Genomic DNA, 20589 nt, shown 5'->3' with positions numbered 1-20589 from the left:
GCTCGGGGCGCGCCGCGGATGAAATCCATGCGGCGCCGCTCGCGCGCCCCGCGTCATCGGAACGTCGCGAGCGCCGCGACCGTCGCGAACGACAGCCCCACGAGCGCCGCGAGCGCGAGCACCGAAAGGAGCGGCTCCGCCCGCGCCGCGGCGAGCAGCCGACCGCGATCTTCCCTGGACAGCGGCGCCCCGGAGGCTCCGTCCTCGCCTGCACCTCCGGACGCCGCGGCGAGGTGCGCCTCCAGCCGGCGCCGCGCGGTCCGGGATCGCAGCGCGAGCAGCAGCATCTCCGCCGCCGCTGTCGCGCCGAGCACCGCGAGCCCCGCGCGCCGCGCCCATGAAGCGCGGGCCCGCTCGCGCGCCTCGGCCGCCGGCAATCCGTCCGCGAGCAGCGTCACGCGCCGCGGCGAGGCCGGGCCTGTCGCCGCGGAGAGCGGCCAGGCCACGGTGCCCGCGCCCTGCTCGTACGGGTCGCTCGCGACCACCGCCCAGTCCGCCGCGGGGCGCGCCTGTCCGTCCGGGAGCGCCAGCGTCCCCGCGAAGAAGCCCGCGCCGTCCGGCGCGAGCGGCACGACCGCCCCGAGGAGGCGGCCGCGCGCGCCGCCGATCGACACGTACGCCCGCGGCCTCGGCGCCGGCGAGACCAGCCGGAGCGCCGGCGGCTCGCCCGCGAGCCCGCCCGGATCGAGCCATATCGCGCCGGGGATCACCGGCAGCCTCCCTTCCCACGAGCCGCCCGCGCCCGGCGGCCCGCCCGGCCGCGTCGCCCGCAACGTGAGCTCGACGGCGTGCGACAGCGGCTTGAGCGAGAGCTCCGCGGCGCCGCGCGCGTCGGCCACGACCAGGATCGGCCCGTTCCCTTGCCCCTCGAGGTCCGCCCCGACGGCGCTCGCCTCGACGCGCGCCCCCGCGATCGGCGCGCCGTCCTCGCCCTCGACCGCGACGCGCACCGGCTCCGGGAACGGCGCGGCCATGGCTCCCCGCGCGGCCGTGACCCGGAGGCGGAGCTCCCCGCGCGCCGCGCCCGGCAGCGCGCTCGCATGCGCCGCGCCCGGCAGCGCGCTCATCTCCGCCGGGCGCGGCGGCGCGAGCGGCACCTGCTCCTCCAGGAGCACCTCGCCGCCCCGCGCGATCCGCACCACCACCGGCTCCGCCAGCCCGCCCGGCGCCGGGAGCAGCGCCTCGCCGATGCCGTCCTTGTCGATCGGGCCGGTCCATCGCTCGAGCGGCGCCCCTGCGGACGCGGCGCTCACCTCGATCTCCGGGATCGCCGCCGGGTCCTCGGCCCCGTAGAGCCGGCGCACCCCTTCGATGCGGAGCGCCAGCGCCTCGCTTCCGGCGACGGGCGCCCCCCACACCCTCACGCCGGTGGTCATGCGCTGAGAGCCTGGCCCCAGGAGCACGAAGGCTGCGAGCCCGATGCCGAGCGCTGGCAGGACGTAGGTCGCCGCGTCGAACGTCGAGGCCATCGCCGTCCAGCATACAGCTCCGCCCCGGGGGCGCGGTCGAGCAGTGCGTCCAGGCTGGCTGCTCGCGCCGAGCGCTGGGCCGTGCGGCCCTGCTCGCGCCGAGCCCTTTGCGTCCTGGCGTCTCCTCCGATAGGAAGCCGGCGATGGCAGCCGACAGACCGGTGAAGCGCAAGCGCAGGGGCTCGGGGTCCACGGGGCAGGGCGGCGACGCCTTCCTGCGGCAGCGGACCGATCCGCGGAGCGAGCGACGTTTCGAGCCGAAGGCATCGGTCGCGCACGCCCTCACCTGGCTGGGCATGTCCGTCGCGGCGCTCCTCGCGGGCGCGGGCGTTTACGGCCAGTGGTTCCGTGGTGAGGAGGCGGGCGCGCACCCGTATGCCCCGTACCTGCTCGTCCTCGCGGCGCTCCTCGGCGCGGCGTCGGCGCTCTTCGGCCACTGGTCGATGAAGCCCATCCGCGTCGGCGATGCCGGCGTGGCGATCGAGAACGGGCCTGGCGAGGTCGAGCGCATCGGCTGGAACGACGTCACCCGCCTGCTGCTCACCGAGGCTGCGCTCACGGTCCAGGGCAGCGGCACCGCGATCGCCATCCCGCTCCGGACGCACCTCCCGGCGGCCTCTCGCGCCCTGGCCGAGGCGAGGTCGCGCGTCCCCGCGCATGCGACCGAGATCAAGGAAGGCGCATTGCCGCCGCCCGACGACGCCGCCGGCGAGGTGCGCTCTCTCGAGCTTCCCCAGGTGGCCGGCCTTCGTTGCAAGGTGACCGACAAGCTCATCGCCTTCGAGGCCGACGCCCGTCTCTGCGGCCGCTGCGGCGAGCTGTACCACAAGGACGGCGTCCCCCCTCGCTGCGCCACCTGCGACGCTCCGCTCCGCTGAGCGGCGGGCGCCCGCTGCGGAGCGGGCCCCTCGCCGCCGCCGCGTTCGCCCTCAGATCCCGAAGCGCTCCGCGTTCTCCCGGAGGAAGGCGATGTAGACGTCCGACTCCTGGTGGGAAGGCACCTCCCCGGACTCGACAGCCTGCTCGAGCGCCCGCTTGATCTCGCCGACCTTCCGCGACGGCGGCAGCCCGAACGACTGCATGATGGCGTCCCCGATCCCGCTCGGCAGCGGCGGCACCACCGCGTCCTGGGCCTGAACCTGCAGCACCCGCTCGGCCAGATCGCTGATCTGCTTGAGCCCCTTCCGCTTCTTCTCGGGCCGCTTCGTCGTGATGTCCGCCCGCGACAGGTCGAGCACGTCGTTCAGGCAGCCGCCCATCTCCTTCGCGAAGCGGCGCACAGCGCTGTCGGTCCACGACGGCTCGTACTGGCTCGCCCGGAGGTGGTGCAGGATCAGAAAGCGGATGCTCGCCTTCAGCGACTCCTCCTTCGTGAAGAGCGGCAGACGCCGGTCGATCTTGTCGAACATGCGCGCGCCGACCTCCGCGTGACCGAAGAAGTGGACCTCGCCCGTCGGCGAGATCGATCGCGTCCTCGTCTTGCCGATGTCGTGGAGCAGCGCCGCCCACCGGACCTCGAGCCTCGGGACCGCCTGACGCACCACCTGCTTCGTGTGCTTCCAGACGTCCTTGTGGCGCCACTCCCCATCGCCGAACCCGACCATCGCCTCGACCTCGGGCAGCATCGCCGCGAGCGCGCCCGACTCGAGCAGCGCGTCGAGCCCCGCCTCGGCGTCTTTGCTCATCATGATCCGGTCGAGCATCTTGCGGACATCCGGCAGGTAGATCGCCGCCGCCGCCTTGAAGTCGGCGGGGCGCCCGGAGATCACCCGTGGCGAGGTGCGTGGCTCGGCGGACGTCTCGGGCTGCGCCGCGTCAGCCCTCTCTGCTCGCTCCGCGGCCCACTCGAGCGCCTCCATGGCCCGCTTCGGGCTCGCTTCCTGGGTGAGGATCTCCTGCACGCTGGCCTTCCACACTTTCGAGGTTACGGGGTGGTTCGCCCGTGCGGCGCCGGCTCACCCGGCCCGACGGGGGTCCGCCGGTTTAGAGCCAGCCGGTACGCCGCGCAATGGTTCGTCGCTCGGCGCCCGCCGGATGGCGCGGCTCCGCCGTGCGGCGGCGCGTCAGGTGCGGAGGAGCCTGCCCACGTGGTCCTTTTCCCAGTCGAGGGCGCGCTCGTAATCGCGGAACAGCCGCTCGCGGGCGAGGAACTGGGGCGGATGGAGCATCCGGCGCCCGTTGCCGTGGCTCGCCGGCATCACGTGGTGGAGCATCTCGTGGTAGATGACGTAGGAGATGAAGTAGCGGGGGACCCAGGGTCGGTCGAGCACCGGGTGGATGCGGATCAGCCGCTCGATCGCGGAGTAGCTCCCGAGCTTGATGGTGCGCCGCGGCTTCTTCGCCCTGGTCCGCTTGCCCCAGGTGATCAGCGAGTCGACGGCGCCGCCGAAGTACCCGTGGTTGACCTTCTGGAACAGGCTCAGCAGGTCGTGCGTCCGCCCCTGCGTGCTGAGCGGCGTGCTCACCGGCCGGCTCGCCCGGATGCGATGGCCGTTCTCGTCGATGTACTGGCCGACGAGGAGCGACGCGGCCCGGTCCTGGTTCACCACGTACCGGACGAGCGCATCCTGAACGACAGCGGGCGCATCCAGGAACATGTGATGGACGCGCGCCTGCAGGATGCCCTCCCGCAGCGACGAGGAGATCATCTGCCGGAAGTTGTCGGTGACCGAGAGAAGGACAGGCCGCTTCTGGGCCAGCTCCAGGCGACGGATGAGCGCCTGGCGCGCCCCCTCGTGCACGAAGATCTGCGGCTGACCCGAGGGCAGGTCGATGTCGATCGGGTGGTGCCGCGGATCGGGCACCCGCACGACGGCCCGGGAGACGCGCGGCCACAGGGAAGAGGACGCTGCGCCCTTCCCACCGCTGCGCGACAGACGGCCTGGAGGGGGTTGAGCGAAGGGGAAGGCCATCTGTCCCGCCATCTCAATCCTCCTTATTTGGGCGTATTCTCGGGTGGGATCCTTGTCAAGCGAGCGACCGAAATCATCGGAATCATTCGGTTTTGTGAAACCGTGAGCGGGGGATCGGTACCGCTGGAGGGGTACGGCGGACGTCTCGGCCGTCGCCGGCTCGCGATCTGCATTTCCGCCGCAAATTCATGCACTTGCCCCGGCCACAGCGATCCGCTGCGGGGGACGGCTCCGGTCGAGCCACCTTCCGCCTGGGACGCGAGCCCGCTGCTTCATGCCACGGCGCGCCCGCCCCGCCACGCGCCCGCCTCGCTAGGCGAGCGCGCGGGGGTCGAAGATCCGCTCCACGCGCCATCGACCCTGAGATTGCGATGTCGGCTCGGGCTCGAGGGCGACGATCAGGGCGGTGGTGAAGCTGGAGAGGAGCAGGCCTGTCGCGCCCCGGCCGGGCGGATCGATGAGCGTACGGACGAGGTGCTCCACGTTCGGCTGGTGCCCGACAAGGAGCGCGTCGGCGCCGCCTCGGGCGAGCGCGGCGACGAGCGCCAGCGGCAGGCCGGCGTCGAGCGCGAGCTCGTCCTGGAGCTCGACCTCCGGCGCGCCGCAGATCGGCGCCGCGATCTCGGCGGTCTCGCGGGCGCGCGCGAGGGGGCTCGCGAGCACCCGCGCGAGCGGGGCGCCCCCCCGGACGCGGCGGAGCTCGTTCGCGACCCGCTGGACGCGCTCGCGGCCCTCCGGGGTGAGCCTCCGGTCGGCATCGCGCCCGGTCGGCGCCCGATCCTCCGCCGGGCCGTGCCGCATGACGTAGAGGTGCATGGCGGTGCGTCGGCCGGCGTCAGTTCGTCTTGCCCGGGGTGCGCCGGGCGTCCTGACCGGACGGGGCCGGCTCGCCGCGCCCCTTCGCCGGCGCAGGGGCCTCGGCCGCCCCGCCCTTCGGGCCGGCGTTCGCGGCGCCGTTCGCCGCGGCGCCGTTGCCGGCGCGCGAGACGCCGTGCTTCGCGAGGACCATCTGCTCGATCTTCTCGAGCACCGCCGGGTGCTGCTCCAGGTAGGTGCGCGCGTTCTCGCGGCCCTGGCCGATGCGCTCGCCCTGGAACGAGAACCACGACCCGCTCTTCTCGATGATGCTGGCCTCGGTCGCGAGGTCGATGACGTCGCCGCTGTGGCTGATGCCATGGCCGTAGAGGATGTCGAACTCCACCTCGCGGAAGGGGGGAGCCATCTTGTTCTTCACGACCTTGACGCGGGTCCGGTTGCCGACCACCGCCGGCTCCTTGCCGCCCGCGGCGGCCTCCTTGATGGCGCCGATGCGGCGGATGTCGAGCCGGACGGAGGCGTAGAACTTGAGGGCGTTGCCGCCGCTCGTCGTCTCGGGGCTGCCGAACATGACGCCGATCTTCATCCGGATCTGGTTGATGAACATCAGCAGGCACTGCGAGCGCGAGGTCGTCCCGGTCAGCTTGCGGAGCGCCTGGCTCATCAGACGGGCCTGGAGGCCGACGTGGCTGTCGCCCATGTCGCCCTCGATCTCGGCCTTGGGGACGAGCGCGGCCACGGAGTCGACGACGATGATGTCGACGGCGTTCGAGCGGACCAGCATGTCGGCGATCTCGAGCGCCTGCTCGCCGTAGTCGGGCTGGGAGATCAGCAGCTCCTCGGTCTTCACGCCGAGCTTCTTCGCGTAGTTCACGTCGAGGGCGTGCTCGGCGTCGATGAACGCCGCCGTCCCGCCCGCCCGCTGGACGGCCGCGATGGCGTGGAGGGTGAGGGTCGTCTTGCCGCTCGACTCCGGCCCGTAGACCTCGACGATGCGGCCGCGCGGGTAGCCGCCGATGCCGAGGGCGATGTCGAGGCCGAGCGAGCCGGTCGGCACGGCCGCGACCTCGTCGTGCAGCGACTGCCCGTCCTTGAGGCGCATGATCGCGCCCTTGCCGTACTCCTTCTCGACGCTGGCGATCGCGAGCTCCAGGGCGGCGGACTTCTGCTTGGTGTTCTTCTCGTCACTCATGCGTACCTCGGGGGAGGGGGCCGAAGGGGAGGGGAGGCCGACGGGGATCGTGGAGGCGAATCCCGTCGTGCGGGGCGACAGTTTCCGCCAGACCTTTACTGTCCAGTTGTTCAGGAAGCAAGACCCCGGCACCCCGGATAGGACCGACAACGTCCGCGCGGCGTGCGCGGGGACCTCGCCGAGCACGGCCGGCGCCGGTCTTCTCGACGGCGTCCTGGGCCGTGCGTCCTGGAGCGTGGGTTCTGGGGTTCACGTGGTCACGGCCGCGCGTTCTGGATCGCGTGGCCCAGGATGCACGCGGAACGCGCGCGGGCCAAGGACGGATGATCATTGATGACGTCGCGGGCGGAGCCGTTGTTTCCCGGCTGCTGGGGAGTCTCACAATCCAGACAACAATCGTGATCGTCCTCCGGCGGGAACACTGGCGAGCTCTTCACCTGTGGGCCACACCTCTCAGGTGGGGGGAGGGGGGCGTCTTTTCCCAGGGTTTTCCCTGGGTCGGTACGAGCTCGTCCTGCGGGTGGCCGCAGGCGAGATGGGGGAGGTCTGGGCGGCGCGGCTCAGGCGGGAGCACGGGTTTCAGAAGCTCTTTGCCATCAAGGCGCTTCGTCCCGAGCTGTCGCCCGACCCGGACGCCGTGCGGATGTTCCTCGACGAGGCCGCGTTGGCGGCGCGCATCAGGCACCCGAACGTGGTGCCCGTCGTCGACGTGGGCGAGAAGGAAGGCACGCTCTTCTACGTCATGGAGTGGGTGAGCGGCGAGCCGCTCTCGTCGGTGCTGCGTGCCGCGCGCGGGCGCCCGGCGCCGGTGCTCGCCGCGGCGCGGCTCGCCTACCAGATCTGCGCGGCGCTCGACGCCGCGCACGAGCTGCGGGACGAGCTCGGCAACCCGCGCGAGCTCCTTCACTACGACGTGTCGCCGGACAACGTCCTCATCACGTCCGAGGGGCTCGTCCGGCTGGTCGAGTTCGGCATCGCCAGGTTCGAGGAAGAGCGCCTGTCCGAGCGCGTTCCCCGGGCGCCGCGCAGCGCCGCGGGCGGCGAGGCCGGCGCGCTCCTGTTCAGGAGCAGCGCGCCGTACATGGCGCCTGAGCACATCCGCGGGCAGCCGTGCGACCGGCGGTCCGATCTCTTCGGGGTGGGGGTGCTGCTCTACGAGCTGCTGTCGGGCGCCCATCCTTTCCGGGCCGACGACAGCGAGAGCACGATGACCCACATCGCGAGCGAGCGGCCCGCCGCGCCGCTGTCGTCGCGCGCCGCCCCGTCCCGGCGCGGGTTCGCGGAGCGGCTGAGCGCGCCGCCGCCGCCCGAGCCGATCCCGCCTGCGCTCGATCGGCTCGTCTCCGAGGCGCTCGCCAAGTCGCCCACGGCGCGCACGGCGACGGCCGCGCAGCTCATGCGCGCGCTCGAGGAGGCGGTCCCGGGCGCGGCGCACCCGGGCAACGACGCGCTTGTCGCGGGCTGGATCGGCCAGCTCCTCGGGGACGCGTCCCACCTCCGGACGCAGCAGCTCCGCGCCGCGCTCGAGTCGCTCGACCCGGGGGGCGACTCGGCCGTGGAGGCGGAGCTCCCGCCAGCGCCGCGGCGCTGGGTGCAGGCGGCGTGGGCCGTCGCGGCCGCCGTCCTCGGCTGTGCGCTCGCCGGGACCACGGCGGTGGGGGATAGCCCTCTCCCGCGGCCCGCGATCACGGCCCCGGCCGGGCCGCGCGCGACGGGCGCCGCGAAGGTCGTCAGCGCTCCGCCGCGTCCGCCAGGAGCGGAGACCACGCCGCGCCGGCGATGAGCCAGAGCTGGTGCGACGCCCGCGTCACCGCGACGTGGAGCCGCCGGCGGGCCTCGTCGGTCATCGGGTACGCCGCCGCTGTCGCGTCGGGGACGACGACGTAGTCGAACTCGAGCCCCTTCGCGCTGTCCACGTCGGTGACGTCGATGCCCGGCTCGAACGAGAACTCCCCCTCGAGCACGAGCCTCGCCTCCGGCAGGTCCGCGACGAGCGCGTGGAGCTGCCTCGCGGCCTCGGCGTCCCGCGCGATGACGGCCACCGAGGCGCGGGGCTCCCGGCAGGCGAGGTCGCGGAGCGCGCCGGCGAGGAACAGGTGCGCCTGCGCCTCGCCCGGGAAGCGAAAGAGGCCGACCGGCGCGCCGTCCCGCGCCGCGCGCGCGGGCGCCTCGGGCGCGAGCTTGCCGAGGAGCCGCTGCGCGAGCTCCGCCACCGGCCGCGGGCACCTGTACGACACAGCGAGGCGGCAGGTCGCCGCGTCGCCCACGCCGAGCGTCGAGAGCGCCGCGTCCCACCCGGCGAAGCTCGACGAGGTCTGCTGCGCCTCGTCGCCGGCGAGCGTCACGCTGCGCGCCTCGCCGAGGAGCTTGCCCAGCACGAACAGCTCGAACAGCGAGATGTCCTCGGCCTCGTCGAGCACGAGGTGCGACCACCCCGCCCCGTCGAGGCCGCGGCGCGCGGCGCGCAGGAACAGCAGGATCGGCAGGTCGTCGACGTCGACCGTCCCGGCGAGCTCGTCCGGCGTCCCCTCCGCGATGGGGCGGCCGTCGAGCGCCCGCTTCATCTCCGGCACGATGATCGAGGCGAGCTCCTTCTCGAGCGGCTCGGCGAGCTGCAGCACGGTGTGGCGGACGGTCTCCTCGACGGCGCTCCGCGGCAGGTCCCCGCCCGAGGCGGCGACGACGCCCTCGAGGAACCCTCGATCCGTGAAGACGTCGGCGAGGCGGCGGCGCAGCCGCGGGAGCGTCGTGCTCGCCGGGGCGAGCTTCGCGAAGCGGCCGCGCGACAGGGCCCTGTAGAGCGCCGGGTGGCGCTTGAGGCTCGAGACGAGCGCCGGCGGGTCGGCGCACAGGGCGATGGGCCGGCCGAAGACCTCGCGCGCGGTCGCGGCCGACCAGGCGTCGAGCGTCTTCACCTGGGCCTCGCCCGCGCCGAGCGGCGCGAGCAGGCGGCGCGACAGCCGCGCGAGCCCCTCCTCGGGGACGACGACGCTCATGGCCGAGAGCGGGCACCGCGCCGGGTCGAGCGCCGCGATCCTGGCGAGGCGGTGCAGCGCCACGGTCGTCTTGCCGCTCCCGGCGCTGCCGAGCACGAGCAGCGGCTGCTGCGCGGGCGCGCACACAGCGGCGTACTGATCGGGGTCGAGCAGGGCGGTGACGTCCGCTGTCCTCGCCCTGTCCAGGGCGCCGGCGCCGACGCCCAGGCTCCCGGGGCGCGCGGCCGTCCCCGCGCCGCCCGGCTGCATGGCGAGCGACGCGCGCTCCTCCAGCGCCCACCGCCCGTCGCCCCGCTGCGTCAGGACCAGGCCGTCGCCGACGATCCGGGTGAGCGCGCCGCGCTCCACGACGACGATGCGGCGCGCCTTCACCACGCCCTCGGCGACGCGCCCCGGGAAGGTCTCCTCGTACTCGTCGCCCTCGCGGTACCGGTAGAAGATCTGCGCCACCGGCGCGACGCGCCAGTCGAGGATCCGCACGTCGGCCGACGGATCCAGGAACGTCGCGTGGCCGAGCAGGTAGTCCTTCGCCCCCTTGCCCTCGTCGACCCGGAGGTGGGCGAGGTACGGGCAGAGCGGGTCGGGCAGCACTTCCCGGGTCTCCTGCTCGATGAGGCGCTGTCGCACGCTCATCTCGAGGAGCACCGCCGGCAGATCGTCGGCGGACGCCGCCGCCGCCTCGTCGCGGAGCTCCCGGAGCGCCGCGATCGACCTGAGCTCGCGCGGCGCGGCCGGGCGCGCCGCGCCGCGATGGCCGCGCCGCGCCCTGTCCAGCGCGCCGCGCACGCGCTCGAGGAGCGCCTCCTCTTCCTCGAGGACGGCGCGCGCTTCGACCGGCAGATCAAGCCTGCTTTCCAGCATGGTGGCCTCCGTGCGCCCCCGCCGCGGCGGGGGCGCGCTCGCGATGAATGAACGATGCGTTCACTTTTGAGACGAAGAGAAGCTCATCCGAAGAAGCTCTTGAGCCCCGCGAGGTGGTACTTCGCGTAGCCGTCGACCGCCTCGCGGATGGCGGCGCCGTCGTCGAAGCGCGCGAGGGTGCTGACCATCGTGCCGACGAGGCTCCGGTAGATCTGGTCCAGGTTGAACCGCGTCGCCTCGGTCACCTGGAGGCACGGGTCCAGGGCGCGGAAGTGCTCGATCGCCAGCTCGGCGAGGCGCCCCACGGTCTCCTCGGCGAACCGCTCGTACCTGGAGCCCCCGGCGCGCCCAAGGAGGATCACGACGCGCAGCCTGTTCTCGATGCAGAAGCGGAGGAGCTCCTCGGACGCGAGGTGGTACGTGGCCGTCGGCGGGAGCGTCCGGACGTCGTCCACGCCGTCGAGCGCCTTCACCCGGCGGCGGAGGAGGAGCGCGAAGGCGCGGACGAAGCCGTCGTCCACGACAGCGTAGAAGAGCGCGTCCTTGTTCGCATAGTACCGGTAGATGTTGCCCGTGGAGACGCCGGCCACCCGGGCGATCTCGGCCATTGTGGCGCTCTCGTACCCCTTCCGCGCGAACACGGTCAGCGCGGCAGCGGCGATGCTTTCCTGCACATCGTCTTTGAGGACTTGCGCCATGGCGAATAGTGAACGACGCGTTCACTTATAGCCGGGCGCGCCGTCCCGTCAAGGGAGCGGCCCCCGCGCGGTGTCAGGGCTCGACGCGTCCTTCGAGGATCGCGCGCGGGCCGTCGGTCAGCAGGAACGTCGCTTCCTCGTCGCCGACCCTGGCGAAGAGGGCCTTGATGCCGTCGCGCACCTCGGGGACGTCCCTGGCCGCGTGGGCGTCGCTGCACGCGGCGTAGTAGTACCCCTCCTCGAGGAGCCGCTCTGCGACCCGGCGGGGGGTGCGCCCGTACTTGCCGGTGAGCGCCGCGACGTCGAGGAGGAGCACGGCGCCCGCGTCGAGCAGCGGATCCAGCGGGGCGCTGTCGTCGAAGACCGGCTCGTAGCGCTCGGGGTGGGCGATGACGGGGCGGAGCCTGCGGCGGCTGAGGTCGAAGATCCGGTCCGCGACCCGGACGGGGAAGCTCCGGGTCGGGAACTCGACGAGGACCGCGCGGCCGCCGGGGTAGGGGAGGGCGCCGCCGTCGAGGAGGCGCTGAAAGACGATATCGTCGAAGAAATGCTCGGAGGAGAGGTCGAGCGCGGGCAGGCCGGGCGCCCCGGCGAGGGCGGCGCAGGTCGCGTCGTAGGCGGCGAGGAGGCTCTGCCGGGTGTTGTCGAACATGCCGGGGCGCATGTGCGGCGTGGCCACGACGGTGTCGAACCCGGCGCCGCGGAGCGCGGTGAGCAGGGCGAGGCTCTCCTCGACGGTGCGGGCGCCGTCGTCGATGCCGGCGACCCAGTGGCAGTGGAGATCGATGAAGCCGCGCATCGCGACCGAACTTAGCAAAGTTGGCCGCCCCCGTGCGCTACGACCATGATTTGCGCCGAGGAGGTGTTCGTGTCGTTGTCGTTATCGAACCAGCAGCTTGCGCCTCGGCGCGGGTCGGATGACTGCGCGGGCGGCCAGCGCGGCGACGGGCCGGAGGGCCACGATCGGCGCGCTGTCGACCCGGGCGCGCTCTCGGCCGAGGGCGCGGCCGAGAGGGGGGCGTCCGCCGCGACGGGGGAGGAGGGGGCTCCCGCCTCCGAAAGGCGGCGCCGCCGCAGCGACGATCCGATCACCGCGCTGCACTACCAGCTCTCGACGACGCGCTCCGAGGCGAACCTCGACGTCGTGGTCCTGGTGGACGACAGCGGCTGCCTCGTCGCGGGGGCGGGCGCCTGGCCGGCGTGCGAGGAGCTCGCCGCCTATGCGCCGCTCCTCGCGAACCCGGACGCTGTGCAGAACGCGGCCGTCGGCTCGCGCATCGCCGCGCTCACCGCGGAGGTCGAGGTCCAGAGCCTCTCCGTGGCGGGCGGTGAGGTGCTGCTCTGCGGCCGCGGTGGCACGGCGGAGCGCGGCGCCTCCATCGCCCGCGCCGCCGCGGGCTGCCTGCGCATCCTCCGCGCCGCGTGAGCGCTCGCGCCTGAGCGCTCGCCGCGGCGCAGCCCGGGCGCTCGCGCCTCCCCGGTTCGTGCTACAAGGGGCCGCGACCTCAGGTCGCGCGCCATGCCCGGCCCGCTCGCACCCCCTCGACATCACGCACCCGCCGTCCCAGCGTCCCTCCGGGCCGACGACACCGGCCTCGCCCCGCTGCTCGCCTCCCGCAGGGTGATCCTCTGCGTCGGCTGCGGCGGCGTCGGCAAGACGACCACGACCGCCGCGCTCGGCCTCGCCGCGGCCCGCCGCGGCAAGCGCGTCCTCTGCCTGACGATCGACCCGGCGCGCCGCCTCTCCCAGAGCCTCGGGCTCGAGGAGATGAAGACGGAGGCCCAGACGATCGAGCCCGCCCGGTTCACCAGGGCCGGCGTCGACGTGCCCGGCTCGATGACCGTCATGATGCTCGACACGAAGTCGACCTTCGACGGCCTCGTCGCGTCGCTCGCCCCGTCGCCCGAGCAGCGCGACCGGATCCTGGGCAACGTCCTCTACAAGTACATCTCCACGTCGCTCGCGGGCACGCAGGAGTACATGGCGATGGAGAAGCTCTACGCCGTGAGGAACGACCCGAGCTACGACCTCGTCCTGCTCGACACGCCGCCCACGGCGAACGCGCTCGATTTCCTCGACGCGCCGGAGCGGCTCGTCGGCGCCATCGACAGCGCGGCGACGCGCTGGTTCGTGCAGGCCTTCCAGAGCTCCGGCAGGCTGTCGCTCAACCTGCTGGCGCGCTCGACAGCCGCGGTGCTGCGGGGCATCGGCAAGCTGACCGGCAGCGGCTTCCTCGAGCAGATCGCGGCGTTCATCAGCGAGATGAACGCCGTCTTCGGCGGCTGGAAGCAGCGGGCGGACGCGGTGGCCTCGGCGCTCCGCGGCCCCGACGTGGCGTACGTGCTCGTCACGACGCCCGATCCGCTCTGCGTGCGCGAGGTGCTGTACTTCGCCGATCGCCTGCGCGAGCAGGCGATGCGCCGCGACGCGTTCGTCGTGAACCGCGTTCACCCCGAGTACGGCGCGCTCCCCGCCGCCGCCGAGATCGCCGCCGCGCTCGGCGGGAGCGGCCTCGCGCTCGGCCCCGACGCCGCGCCGCGCCTGCTCCAGGCCGCCCAGGACGAGAGCCGCATGGGCAAGCTCGATCAGCTCAACCTGATCGCCCTCGAGGCGGCGCTCGAGGACGAGCAGAGCGGCGGCAGCGTCCGCGTCGACGTCCCGGCCTTCCCGTACGACATCTACGACGTGGCCGGCCTGGCGAGGATCGCCGACGTGCTGGCGCCGCTGCCCGGCGCGGCGGGGTAGAGCGCGCGGCCGACGCGCTGCGCGGCCGCGCGCCGGGCTAGCTGCGGCGGCGGCGCTCCTTGTACTTCACCCGGACCGGCACGCCCTCGAGCCCGAACGCCTGCCGGAGCTGGTTCGCCACGTAGCGCCGGTAGCTGAAGTGGAGCTTCTCGGGATCGCTCGCGACGACGACGAACAGGGGCGGCGAGGTCTCGGCCTGCGTGACGAAGAACAGGCGGGGCGCGCGCCCGCCGTGCGTGGGCGGCGGGTGGGTGAGGAGGATCTGCTCGAAGAAGCGGTTGAGCTCTCCGGTGGGCACGCGCTTCCGGTACGCGGCGGCCACCTGGCCCACTGTCTCGAGGAGCTTCGCCACGCCGCGCCCGCTGCGCGCGCTCACCTGCACGATCGGCGCCCACGACACGAACGCGAGCTTGTCGCGGGCGTCCGCCTCCGCCTTCGCGAGCGCCTTCCGGTCGAGGAGATCGAGCTTGTTGAGGCCGATCACGATGCCGCACCCCCGGTCGACCGCCAGCCCGAGGATCTTCGCGTCCTGCTCGGCCACGCCCTCGGCCGCGTCGCAGAGCAGAAGCACGACGTCGGCCCGCTCCATGGCGCGGATCGCGTGCATCACGCTGACCGCCTCGACGGCGCTGTCCTCCTTGGTCACCTTCGCCTTGCGGCGGATGCCGGCGGTGTCGATGAGCAAGAGCCGCTTGCCGTCGCGATCGACCAGGGTGTCGATGGGATCGCGCGTCGTGCCCGGCTGCGCGTCGACAAGCATCCGCTCCTCGCCCGAGATGCGGTTCACGAGCGACGATTTCCCGGCGTTCGGCCGCCCGACGATGGCGATACGGAGCGCGCCCTCGGCCGACACCTCGGTCGCCGCGGGCTCGGCGGGCAGCGCGGCCTCGATGGCCATCTCCAGATCGGAGATGCCGCGGCCGTGGAGCGCGCTGATCAGGATGAGCCGCTCCATGCCGAGGCGGTACAGCTCCGCCGCCTCGGCCTCCGCGCGCGGCGAGTCCGCCTTGTTCGCGACGTAGATCACGGGCTTGCCGGCGCGGCGCAGGAGGCCGAGCTCGGCGTGCTCGGAGGGCGTGACCGGCGTCACGGCGTCGAGCACGCACACGATGACGTCGGCCTCGGCGATGGCGAGGTCGATCTGCCGCTTGATCCCCTGGCGCATGGGATCGTCGCTCTCGGGGTCGAACCCGCCGGTGTCGACCAGCGTGAACCGCCGCCCCCGCGACGTGACGTCGCCGTAGTGGCGGTCGCGCGTCACCCCGGGCTCGTCGTGGACGATCGCGACGCGCCTGCCGACGAGCCGGTTGAACAGCGTGCTCTTGCCTGTGTTGGGCCGCCCGACCAGCGCCACGATCCCGGCCGACGGGATCGGCGGCGGTGCGTCGGCCGCGGCCTCCTCGGCCGCCGCGCGCGCCTCCTCGGCGAGCTCCGCCGGGAGATCGTCTCTGTCCTCCACCCGGTCGAAGCGGCCCTGTTCGGCGGGAGCGCGCCCCTTGGCAGGGCCTGAGCTGCCGCCTTTCCGGGACCCGGTGGGCGCCCTGGTCGATCCGGCCGGTGCCTTGCGGGGTGCGGCCGTCGCCTTGACCGGCGCGGCAGGTGCCTTGCCGGACGCAGCGGCGGCCTTGCCGCGCCCGCCAGCGATCTTTCCGGGGGCGCTGGCGCCCGTTTTAGAACCGCGGGCGCCGGTCTTCGAAGCGCCGGCGCCCGTTCTCGAACCGCTGGCGCCGGTCTTCGAAGCGCCTGCGCCGGTCTTCGAAGCGCGGGCGCCGGTCTTCGAAGCGCCTGCGCCCGTTCTCGAGGCGCCAGCGCCCTTCCGGGGACCGACACCGCCCCTCGTCTCGGGGGCGTCACCCTTCTTCACCGCCCGGCCGCCTCCGGCGGCGCCCGGGCCACGCTTGGACAATCTGGAAAGAGCTGATTTTGCCGCGCTCACGAGGCGTCTCCCTTGTTGTAGCCGAGCTCTTCCAGTCGCTGCAGCGACTCGCGCCACTCCGGCGTCACCCGTACCCAGAGCTTGAGGTTCACCTGCCGTCCGACGAGCTCCTCGATGCGCAGCCGGGCCTCCGTGCCGATCCGCTTGAGCTGCTCCGCGCCGGCGCCGATCAGGATCTTCTTCTGCCCCGGCCGCTCCACGTGGATCGTCGCGTCGATGTGCAGCGCGCCGTCGCCCGTCGGCTCGACGTAGCGCTCGATCTGCACGGCGCTCGCGTGCGGCACCTCGGCCTTCGTCGCGCGGAGGATCTGCTCGCGGACGTACTCGGCGGCGAAGAAGCGCGTCGGCCTGTCGGTGAGCTCGTCGGGCGCGAAGCTCCAGTCCTTCTCGGGGCAAAGCTTCCCCACCTCGTCGAGCACGCGCTGAACGCCGTCCTCGCGCAGCGCCGAGATGGGCACGATCGCCGCGAAATCACGGATCTTGGCGAACGCGTCGAGGAGCGGCAGCAGCAGCGCCTTGTCCCGCATCCGGTCGACCTTGTTGAGCACGAACACCACCGGCGCCTCGCTCCCGAGGTCCGCGAGCAGCGTCAGGTCGCCCGGGTGCGGCGCGAGCGGCGGGCCTTCCTCGTCTTCCTTCACGCGCCGCGGAAGGCGCGCCGGATCCGGCGCTTCCGTCACGAACACGATGACGTCGGCGCTCCGCGCCGCCTCGCGCGCCGCCTGGTTCATGACCCGCCCGAGCTCCGTGCGCGGCCGGTGGAGCCCCGGCGTGTCGAGCAGCGCGATCTCCGCCGGCCCGTGGTGCACGACCCCGAGGATCGCGTCGCGCGTCGTCTGCGGCGTCGGCGAGACGATCGCGAGCGGATGACCGAGCGCCGCGTTGAGCAGCGTCGACTTGCCCACGTTGGGCCGCCCGACCAGGGCCACGCGCCCGGACCGCCTCGGCAAGGAGGCGTCCGCCTGCTCCGTCGGCCTCGGTCCGTCGCCCTTCTTCCGCTGCGGCTGCGCGCCGCCCCGCGCGCCCGCCGCGCGCTCCGGGGGAGGGCGCCCCTTCGCGCCGCCGCCAGGGCGCGGCCCACGTCCGGCCGGGCTGCGGGCTGCGTCGGGCGAGCGCCCCGCGGAGCGCCGCTGCTGCGCCGTCCGCTCCGCGCCGCTCTGCTCCGCGCCGGCCCGCCTGGCCGCTCCTTCAGCGCCGCCCCGCTTGCCAGCGCGCTCCGCGCCGGCCCGCTCCGCGCCGCCCCGCTTGCCAGCGCGCTCCGCGCTGCCCTGCTTGCCCGCGCGTGGCGGCCCGCCTTCGGCGTGCGCCTCGCTGTCGCGCCGGGGCGCGCGCCCCGGCGGCGGCGCCGCATCGCCGGCCCGCGGCTCCTGGCCGGAGGGCGCGCCGCGGCGGCTACCTCGGCCATCGTTCCTGGCAGGGCGGGAGCCAGGGGCGACCCGGGAGGGCTTCGGCGCCTGCGGGCGCGCTTTCGCGTCCCGGGGCGTGCTCTTGAGACGGCCTTTCACCACGCCGCGCGCGATAGCAGACGCCCAGGGGGGCCACAAACCATTCCCTGCGATCCGTGGTCAAGCGCGCGCGAAGGCGGTAAGGGGTTGCCTCGCATGTCGAGCGCCCACCGAGGGGACCCACGCAGCGGGGCCCCGCCCGCCGCCCCCGAGCCGCACGAGCGCGAAGCCCCGCCCCCCGCCGAGGCGCCACCCCTCGAGGAGCGCTCGGCGGAGATCGGCGGCGCGCCGGCCACGGGCCGGTCCGGCGCGGTCGTCGGCGCCCGGCCAGGCGGCCCTGCCCGGCTCGTGGCCCTCGCGCTCGCGGCCCTCGCGCTGCTGCCCCTCCTCGGCAAGAGCGGCATCTGGGACCCGTACGAGCTCGACCGGGCCGACCTCGCCCGCCGCATCGCCATCCACGCCTTCGGCGCGCGCGGCCTGGATCTCGCGGGTTCCGCCGGGCAGATGCCGACCCTGACCGACCTCGGGACGGGCGAGCTCGGGTTCACCTCGATGGCGCTCGGCTTCCGGCTGTTCGGCCTGCACGACTGGGCCGGGCGCCTCCCGCTCGCGCTGTGGGGGCTCGCCGGCGCGCTCGTCCTGTACGAGTTCCTCGCGCGCCTCGTCGACCGTAAGGCCGGCCTGTACGGCGTCGCGGTGCTCGTGACGATGCCGCTCTACGTGATCCAGGCCCGCACCATGCTCGGCGACATCGTCACGATGGCCGCGCTCACGATGGCCTTCTGCGGGCTGACCGGCGCGCTGATCGAGGGCGCGCGACCCGCGCCGCGGGCCGCCCCGATCGCGCCCGCCGCGTGGATCGCGGTCGGGCTCCTCGGCCTCGCCGCGGGATACCTCAGCCGCGGCCTGCTGATCGGCGTCGCCGTCCCCGCGCTCGGCGCGGGCCTCACCTGGCTCCTGCTCCGCACGTCCGGCGTGTGGTCCGCGCCGGAGGGCCCGCGCGCCACGCTGGGCGACCTCGTGGGCGGCGCCGCGCTGCTGCTCGGCGTCGCCGCGACAGTGAAGGGCGTCGCCGTGCTCGCGAGCGCGAGCGCCGGCGAGCCGCTCCCGCGCGCCCTCGGCGTGGCGCTCCTCAGGAAGCCGCCGGTCGAGTCCACGTTCGATCTCACGCTGCGCCAGCTCGGACACGCCCTCTTCCCGTGGAGCGCGTTCCTGCCGTTCGCCATCGGCCGGATCTTCCGCGCCCCTGCCGCGGCGGCGTCGGCCCCTCGCGCCGCGGCGGCCGCGCCCGGCCTCGATCCGGAGGCGGGCGTCCGCATCGCGCTCGTCGTCACGTCGGCGCTCGCCTACGGCGCCTTCGCGCTGCTCGCGCCGCACGCCGGGGCGCTCCCGTTCAGCGCCCCCGCGCTCCTCGCCGCGATCGCCGCGCTCGCCATCCGCGATCTCGAGCGCGGCGCGCCCTCTTCCCGGGCGCTCGCCGTCGGCTGCTCCGTGCTCGCCTTCGTCCTCTACCGGGACCTCGTCCTCTCGCCCGACAGGGCCCTCGGCGTCTTCTCCGTCGACAAGCCCGTCTTCCCGAAGAGCTTCGAGGACGAGGCGGCCTCGGCGATGCGCCTCGTGCTGCTCGTGTTCGCCGGCCTCGTGGCGCTCACCTGGTTCGAGGAGCAACCCCGCGCCCACGGTCGCGGCCTCAGGGCGTGGGCGCGGCGCCTCGCCGACGACGGCAACGCCTGCGCCGCGGAGCTCGCCCGCATCTGGAACGGCAACCTGCTGTTCCTGATGATCGTCCTCGAGGCGGCGCTCATCGGCGTCGGCGCGATGCTCTTCGTCGGCAAGCGCATCGGGTGGGGGACCGTCGCGAGGATGCCGAACCACCTCGCCGCTGTCGGGATGAACGCCTGGTGGGCGCTCCCCCTGCTGCTCGGGGCGGGCCCCGTGGTGCTGGTCGCGATCCGCGACGCGTTTCGCTTCGTCGTCGCGCGCACCTCCGTCCCCCGCGCCCTCGGTACGCCGCTCGCCGGCCTCATCGCCGGCTTCCTGCTGAGCTTCTGGTACTACCCGGCGCTCGCGGCCCAGCTCTCGCCGAAGGAGGTCTTCGAGTCGTACGAGACGCTGCGCAGACCCGGCGAGCCGCTCGCGACGCTCGGCGTCCGGAGCCGCGCCGCGGCCTATTACCAGGGCGGCGAGATCACCTCGTTCAGCGATGCCCAGCAGGCGTTCACCTGGCTCACCGCCCCCGCCCCGGCGGGCTCCGCGGACGGCGCTTCCGCCGCGCGCCGCTGGCTCGTCGTGAAATCCGACGAGCTACCGAGGCTGAACAGCCTCTTCCGCAAGCACCACAAGCGCAACCTACCCGTGCTCGACGGGCGCTCGAGCCAGATCCTCCTCGCATCGAACGAGCTCGGCGGCAAACCGAACGAGAGCTGGCTCAGCCGCGTCGTGCTCGACGAGCCCGTCGCTCCCGCCAACCCGGTCGAGGCGATGTTCGAGGATGAGCTCGAGGTGCTCGGCTGGGAGCTGACCGACGACGAGGGCCGGGCGGTCTCGAGCGTGATCCCCCAGAAGAGCTACCACCTGCGGACCTACTTCCGCGTCCACCAGCCGATCACAGGCAACTGGAAGATGTTCGTTCACATCGATGGGTTTCAGCGCCGCTACAACGGCGACCATCCGGTGCTCGAGGGCCGCTACCCGCTGAGCCTGTGGCAACCGGGCGACATCCTCGTGGACGACCACGAGCTCCAGCTCGAACCCAACTTCACCCCGGGCGATTACACGCTCTACTTCGGCTTCTTCGTCGGCGAGACGCGCTTCCAGGTGACGCGCGGGCCCGACCACGAGAACCGCGTCCGCGGCGGCGTCATCCGCGTGCGGTGAGCCGCCGTTGTGGGATTCCCGACGCCTGGCGCGCCGCGCGGCCTCTCGCCGCGATGCCCGGTATCGAGCGTCGTCGATGCGCGGGGCCCGGCGTCGAGCGCCCTCGACGCGCGTGCGGAAAGCGGCTAGTCGCAGAAACATGACCGGGGGCCGTGGTGATTCGAACCATCCACCCGAGGCGCCTGGCGGTACATCGGGCTCCCGCGCGCAGGCCAGCGCCCATGGTGACGCGAATCACGCCGACGAGGAGGCCGAGCGCGAGAGCCTCGCACCGGACTCGCTCGACCGCCGCTCGTCCGAGCGCCTCGACGTCACGTGGCTCGTCGACTGCGAGACCGACGACACGTTTCTCTACGCATCGATCACGAACATCTCGGAGATGGGCATCTTCGTCCGCACGACGCAGCCCCTCTCGATCGGCACGCGGCTGACGCTCCGCTTCTCGCCGCCGGGGTCCGACGGCTCGTACGTGCTCGAGGGGACGGTGCAGTGGGTCAATGAGGTGCGCCCCCTCCACGACAACCCGAACCCGGGCATGGGGATCCGCTTCGTCGATCTCACGCCGGACGATCGCGAGCGCATCGTGGACACGATCAGGACGATCGCCTACATCCGCGACGCTCCGGTGGCCTCGAACTGAC

The 20589-nt window shown here is 73.6% G+C and carries 16 protein-coding genes; 6 read left to right on the top strand and 10 right to left on the bottom strand.

Going from position 1 to position 20589, the window contains the following annotated elements; genetic code table 11:
* Positions 1-53: 53 nt before the first annotated feature.
* Positions 54-1469 carry a hypothetical protein gene (locus WMF42_RS30745; RefSeq protein ID WP_437686341.1) on the bottom strand — a complete coding sequence of 472 codons (1416 nt, stop codon included), beginning with the start codon at positions 1467-1469 and terminating at the stop codon, positions 54-56.
* 143 nt (positions 1470-1612) lie between these two features.
* On the opposite strand from WMF42_RS30745, the gene WMF42_RS30740 reads away from it, so the two are divergent.
* Positions 1613-2347 carry a hypothetical protein gene (locus tag WMF42_RS30740; RefSeq protein ID WP_061608104.1) on the top strand — a complete coding sequence of 245 codons (735 nt, stop codon included), beginning with the start codon at positions 1613-1615 and terminating at the stop codon, positions 2345-2347.
* Positions 2348-2398: 51 nt separating this feature from the next.
* Here the strand turns inward: WMF42_RS30740 and WMF42_RS30735 are convergent, their stop codons facing one another.
* The 4 genes from WMF42_RS30735 to recA all read right to left on the bottom strand — a co-directional run bounded on the left by WMF42_RS30735 (position 2399) and on the right by recA (position 6389).
* On the bottom strand, positions 2399-3385 hold the full coding sequence (locus tag WMF42_RS30735; RefSeq protein WP_061608103.1) for an HDIG domain-containing metalloprotein: 987 nt from the start codon (positions 3383-3385) through the stop codon (positions 2399-2401).
* A 147-nt stretch (positions 3386-3532) separates the two neighbouring features.
* Positions 3533-4393, bottom strand: a complete 861-nt coding sequence (locus WMF42_RS30730) for a hypothetical protein (protein WP_233561448.1) — start codon at positions 4391-4393, stop codon at positions 3533-3535.
* Between the two features lie 300 nt (positions 4394-4693).
* On the bottom strand, positions 4694-5197 hold the full coding sequence (gene sixA / locus WMF42_RS30725) for a phosphohistidine phosphatase SixA (RefSeq protein ID WP_437686340.1): 504 nt from the start codon (positions 5195-5197) through the stop codon (positions 4694-4696).
* Positions 5198-5216: 19 nt separating this feature from the next.
* Positions 5217-6389 carry a recombinase RecA gene (gene recA / locus WMF42_RS30720; protein WP_061608101.1) on the bottom strand — a complete coding sequence of 391 codons (1173 nt, stop codon included), beginning with the start codon at positions 6387-6389 and terminating at the stop codon, positions 5217-5219.
* Between the two features lie 520 nt (positions 6390-6909).
* On the opposite strand from recA, the gene WMF42_RS30715 reads away from it, so the two are divergent.
* Entirely contained in the window at positions 6910-8172 is a 1263-nt protein-coding gene (locus WMF42_RS30715) for a serine/threonine-protein kinase (RefSeq protein ID WP_155798364.1), read from the top strand.
* Here WMF42_RS30715 and WMF42_RS30710 read toward each other — a convergent pair.
* The 3 genes from WMF42_RS30710 to WMF42_RS30700 all read right to left on the bottom strand — a co-directional run bounded on the left by WMF42_RS30710 (position 8120) and on the right by WMF42_RS30700 (position 11743).
* Positions 8120-10246 carry an ATP-binding domain-containing protein gene (locus WMF42_RS30710; protein ID WP_437686339.1) on the bottom strand — a complete coding sequence of 709 codons (2127 nt, stop codon included), beginning with the start codon at positions 10244-10246 and terminating at the stop codon, positions 8120-8122. The two genes, WMF42_RS30715 and WMF42_RS30710, sit on opposite strands and share 53 nt — an antisense overlap.
* An 83-nt stretch (positions 10247-10329) precedes the next feature.
* Positions 10330-10944 (bottom strand): TetR/AcrR family transcriptional regulator, encoded by a 615-nt coding sequence (locus WMF42_RS30705; RefSeq protein WP_061608098.1) that lies wholly within the window; start codon positions 10942-10944, stop codon positions 10330-10332.
* A 73-nt stretch (positions 10945-11017) separates the two neighbouring features.
* On the bottom strand, positions 11018-11743 hold the full coding sequence (locus WMF42_RS30700; protein ID WP_061608097.1) for a tyrosine-protein phosphatase: 726 nt from the start codon (positions 11741-11743) through the stop codon (positions 11018-11020).
* A gap of 69 nt (positions 11744-11812) precedes the next feature.
* On the opposite strand from WMF42_RS30700, the gene WMF42_RS30695 reads away from it, so the two are divergent.
* Together WMF42_RS30695 and WMF42_RS30690 are read left to right on the top strand one after the other, a co-directional pair.
* A complete protein-coding gene (locus WMF42_RS30695; RefSeq protein ID WP_434042108.1) occupies positions 11813-12370 on the top strand; it encodes a hypothetical protein in 558 nt (185 codons plus the stop codon).
* Positions 12371-12463: 93 nt separating this feature from the next.
* A complete protein-coding gene (locus WMF42_RS30690) occupies positions 12464-13690 on the top strand; it encodes an ArsA family ATPase (protein ID WP_233561446.1) in 1227 nt (408 codons plus the stop codon).
* 37 nt (positions 13691-13727) lie between these two features.
* Here the strand turns inward: WMF42_RS30690 and der are convergent, their stop codons facing one another.
* A complete protein-coding gene (der, locus tag WMF42_RS30685) occupies positions 13728-15149 on the bottom strand; it encodes a ribosome biogenesis GTPase Der (RefSeq protein ID WP_233561445.1) in 1422 nt (473 codons plus the stop codon).
* 473 nt (positions 15150-15622) lie between these two features.
* Entirely contained in the window at positions 15623-17134 is a 1512-nt protein-coding gene (gene era / locus WMF42_RS30680; RefSeq protein WP_437686338.1) for a GTPase Era, read from the bottom strand.
* A 93-nt stretch (positions 17135-17227) separates the two neighbouring features.
* On the opposite strand from era, the gene WMF42_RS30675 reads away from it, so the two are divergent.
* Positions 17228-19948, top strand: coding sequence for a glycosyltransferase family 39 protein (locus tag WMF42_RS30675; RefSeq protein WP_437686337.1), 2721 nt, complete (start codon positions 17228-17230; stop codon positions 19946-19948).
* 139 nt (positions 19949-20087) lie between these two features.
* Positions 20088-20588 (top strand): TIGR02266 family protein, encoded by a 501-nt coding sequence (locus WMF42_RS30670; protein ID WP_437686336.1) that lies wholly within the window; start codon positions 20088-20090, stop codon positions 20586-20588.
* The last annotated feature ends 1 nt before the right edge of the window (position 20589 follow it).

Origin of the sequence: Sorangium sp. So ce176 (assembly GCF_051519835.1) — a bacterium.
Lineage (GTDB): Bacteria > Myxococcota_A > Polyangia > Polyangiales > Polyangiaceae > Sorangium > Sorangium cellulosum_G.
Note: the sequence above shows the minus strand (reverse complement) of the source record. Positions and strands in the feature narration are given on the sequence as shown.

Coding starts and splice junctions, on each gene's coding strand:
- WMF42_RS30745 (WP_437686341.1), bottom strand. CDS start 1,469: ATGGCCTCGACGTTCGACGCGGCGACCTACGTCCTGCCAGCGCTCGGC.
- WMF42_RS30740 (WP_061608104.1), top strand. CDS start 1,613: ATGGCAGCCGACAGACCGGTGAAGCGCAAGCGCAGGGGCTCGGGGTCC.
- WMF42_RS30730 (WP_233561448.1), bottom strand. CDS start 4,393: ATGGCGGGACAGATGGCCTTCCCCTTCGCTCAACCCCCTCCAGGCCGT.
- sixA (WP_437686340.1), bottom strand. CDS start 5,197: ATGCACCTCTACGTCATGCGGCACGGCCCGGCGGAGGATCGGGCGCCG.
- recA (WP_061608101.1), bottom strand. CDS start 6,389: ATGAGTGACGAGAAGAACACCAAGCAGAAGTCCGCCGCCCTGGAGCTC.
- WMF42_RS30710 (WP_437686339.1), bottom strand. CDS start 10,246: ATGCTGGAAAGCAGGCTTGATCTGCCGGTCGAAGCGCGCGCCGTCCTC.
- WMF42_RS30705 (WP_061608098.1), bottom strand. CDS start 10,944: ATGGCGCAAGTCCTCAAAGACGATGTGCAGGAAAGCATCGCCGCTGCC.
- WMF42_RS30700 (WP_061608097.1), bottom strand. CDS start 11,743: ATGCGCGGCTTCATCGATCTCCACTGCCACTGGGTCGCCGGCATCGAC.
- WMF42_RS30690 (WP_233561446.1), top strand. CDS start 12,464: ATGCCCGGCCCGCTCGCACCCCCTCGACATCACGCACCCGCCGTCCCA.
- WMF42_RS30675 (WP_437686337.1), top strand. CDS start 17,228: ATGTCGAGCGCCCACCGAGGGGACCCACGCAGCGGGGCCCCGCCCGCC.
- WMF42_RS30670 (WP_437686336.1), top strand. CDS start 20,088: ATGACCGGGGGCCGTGGTGATTCGAACCATCCACCCGAGGCGCCTGGC.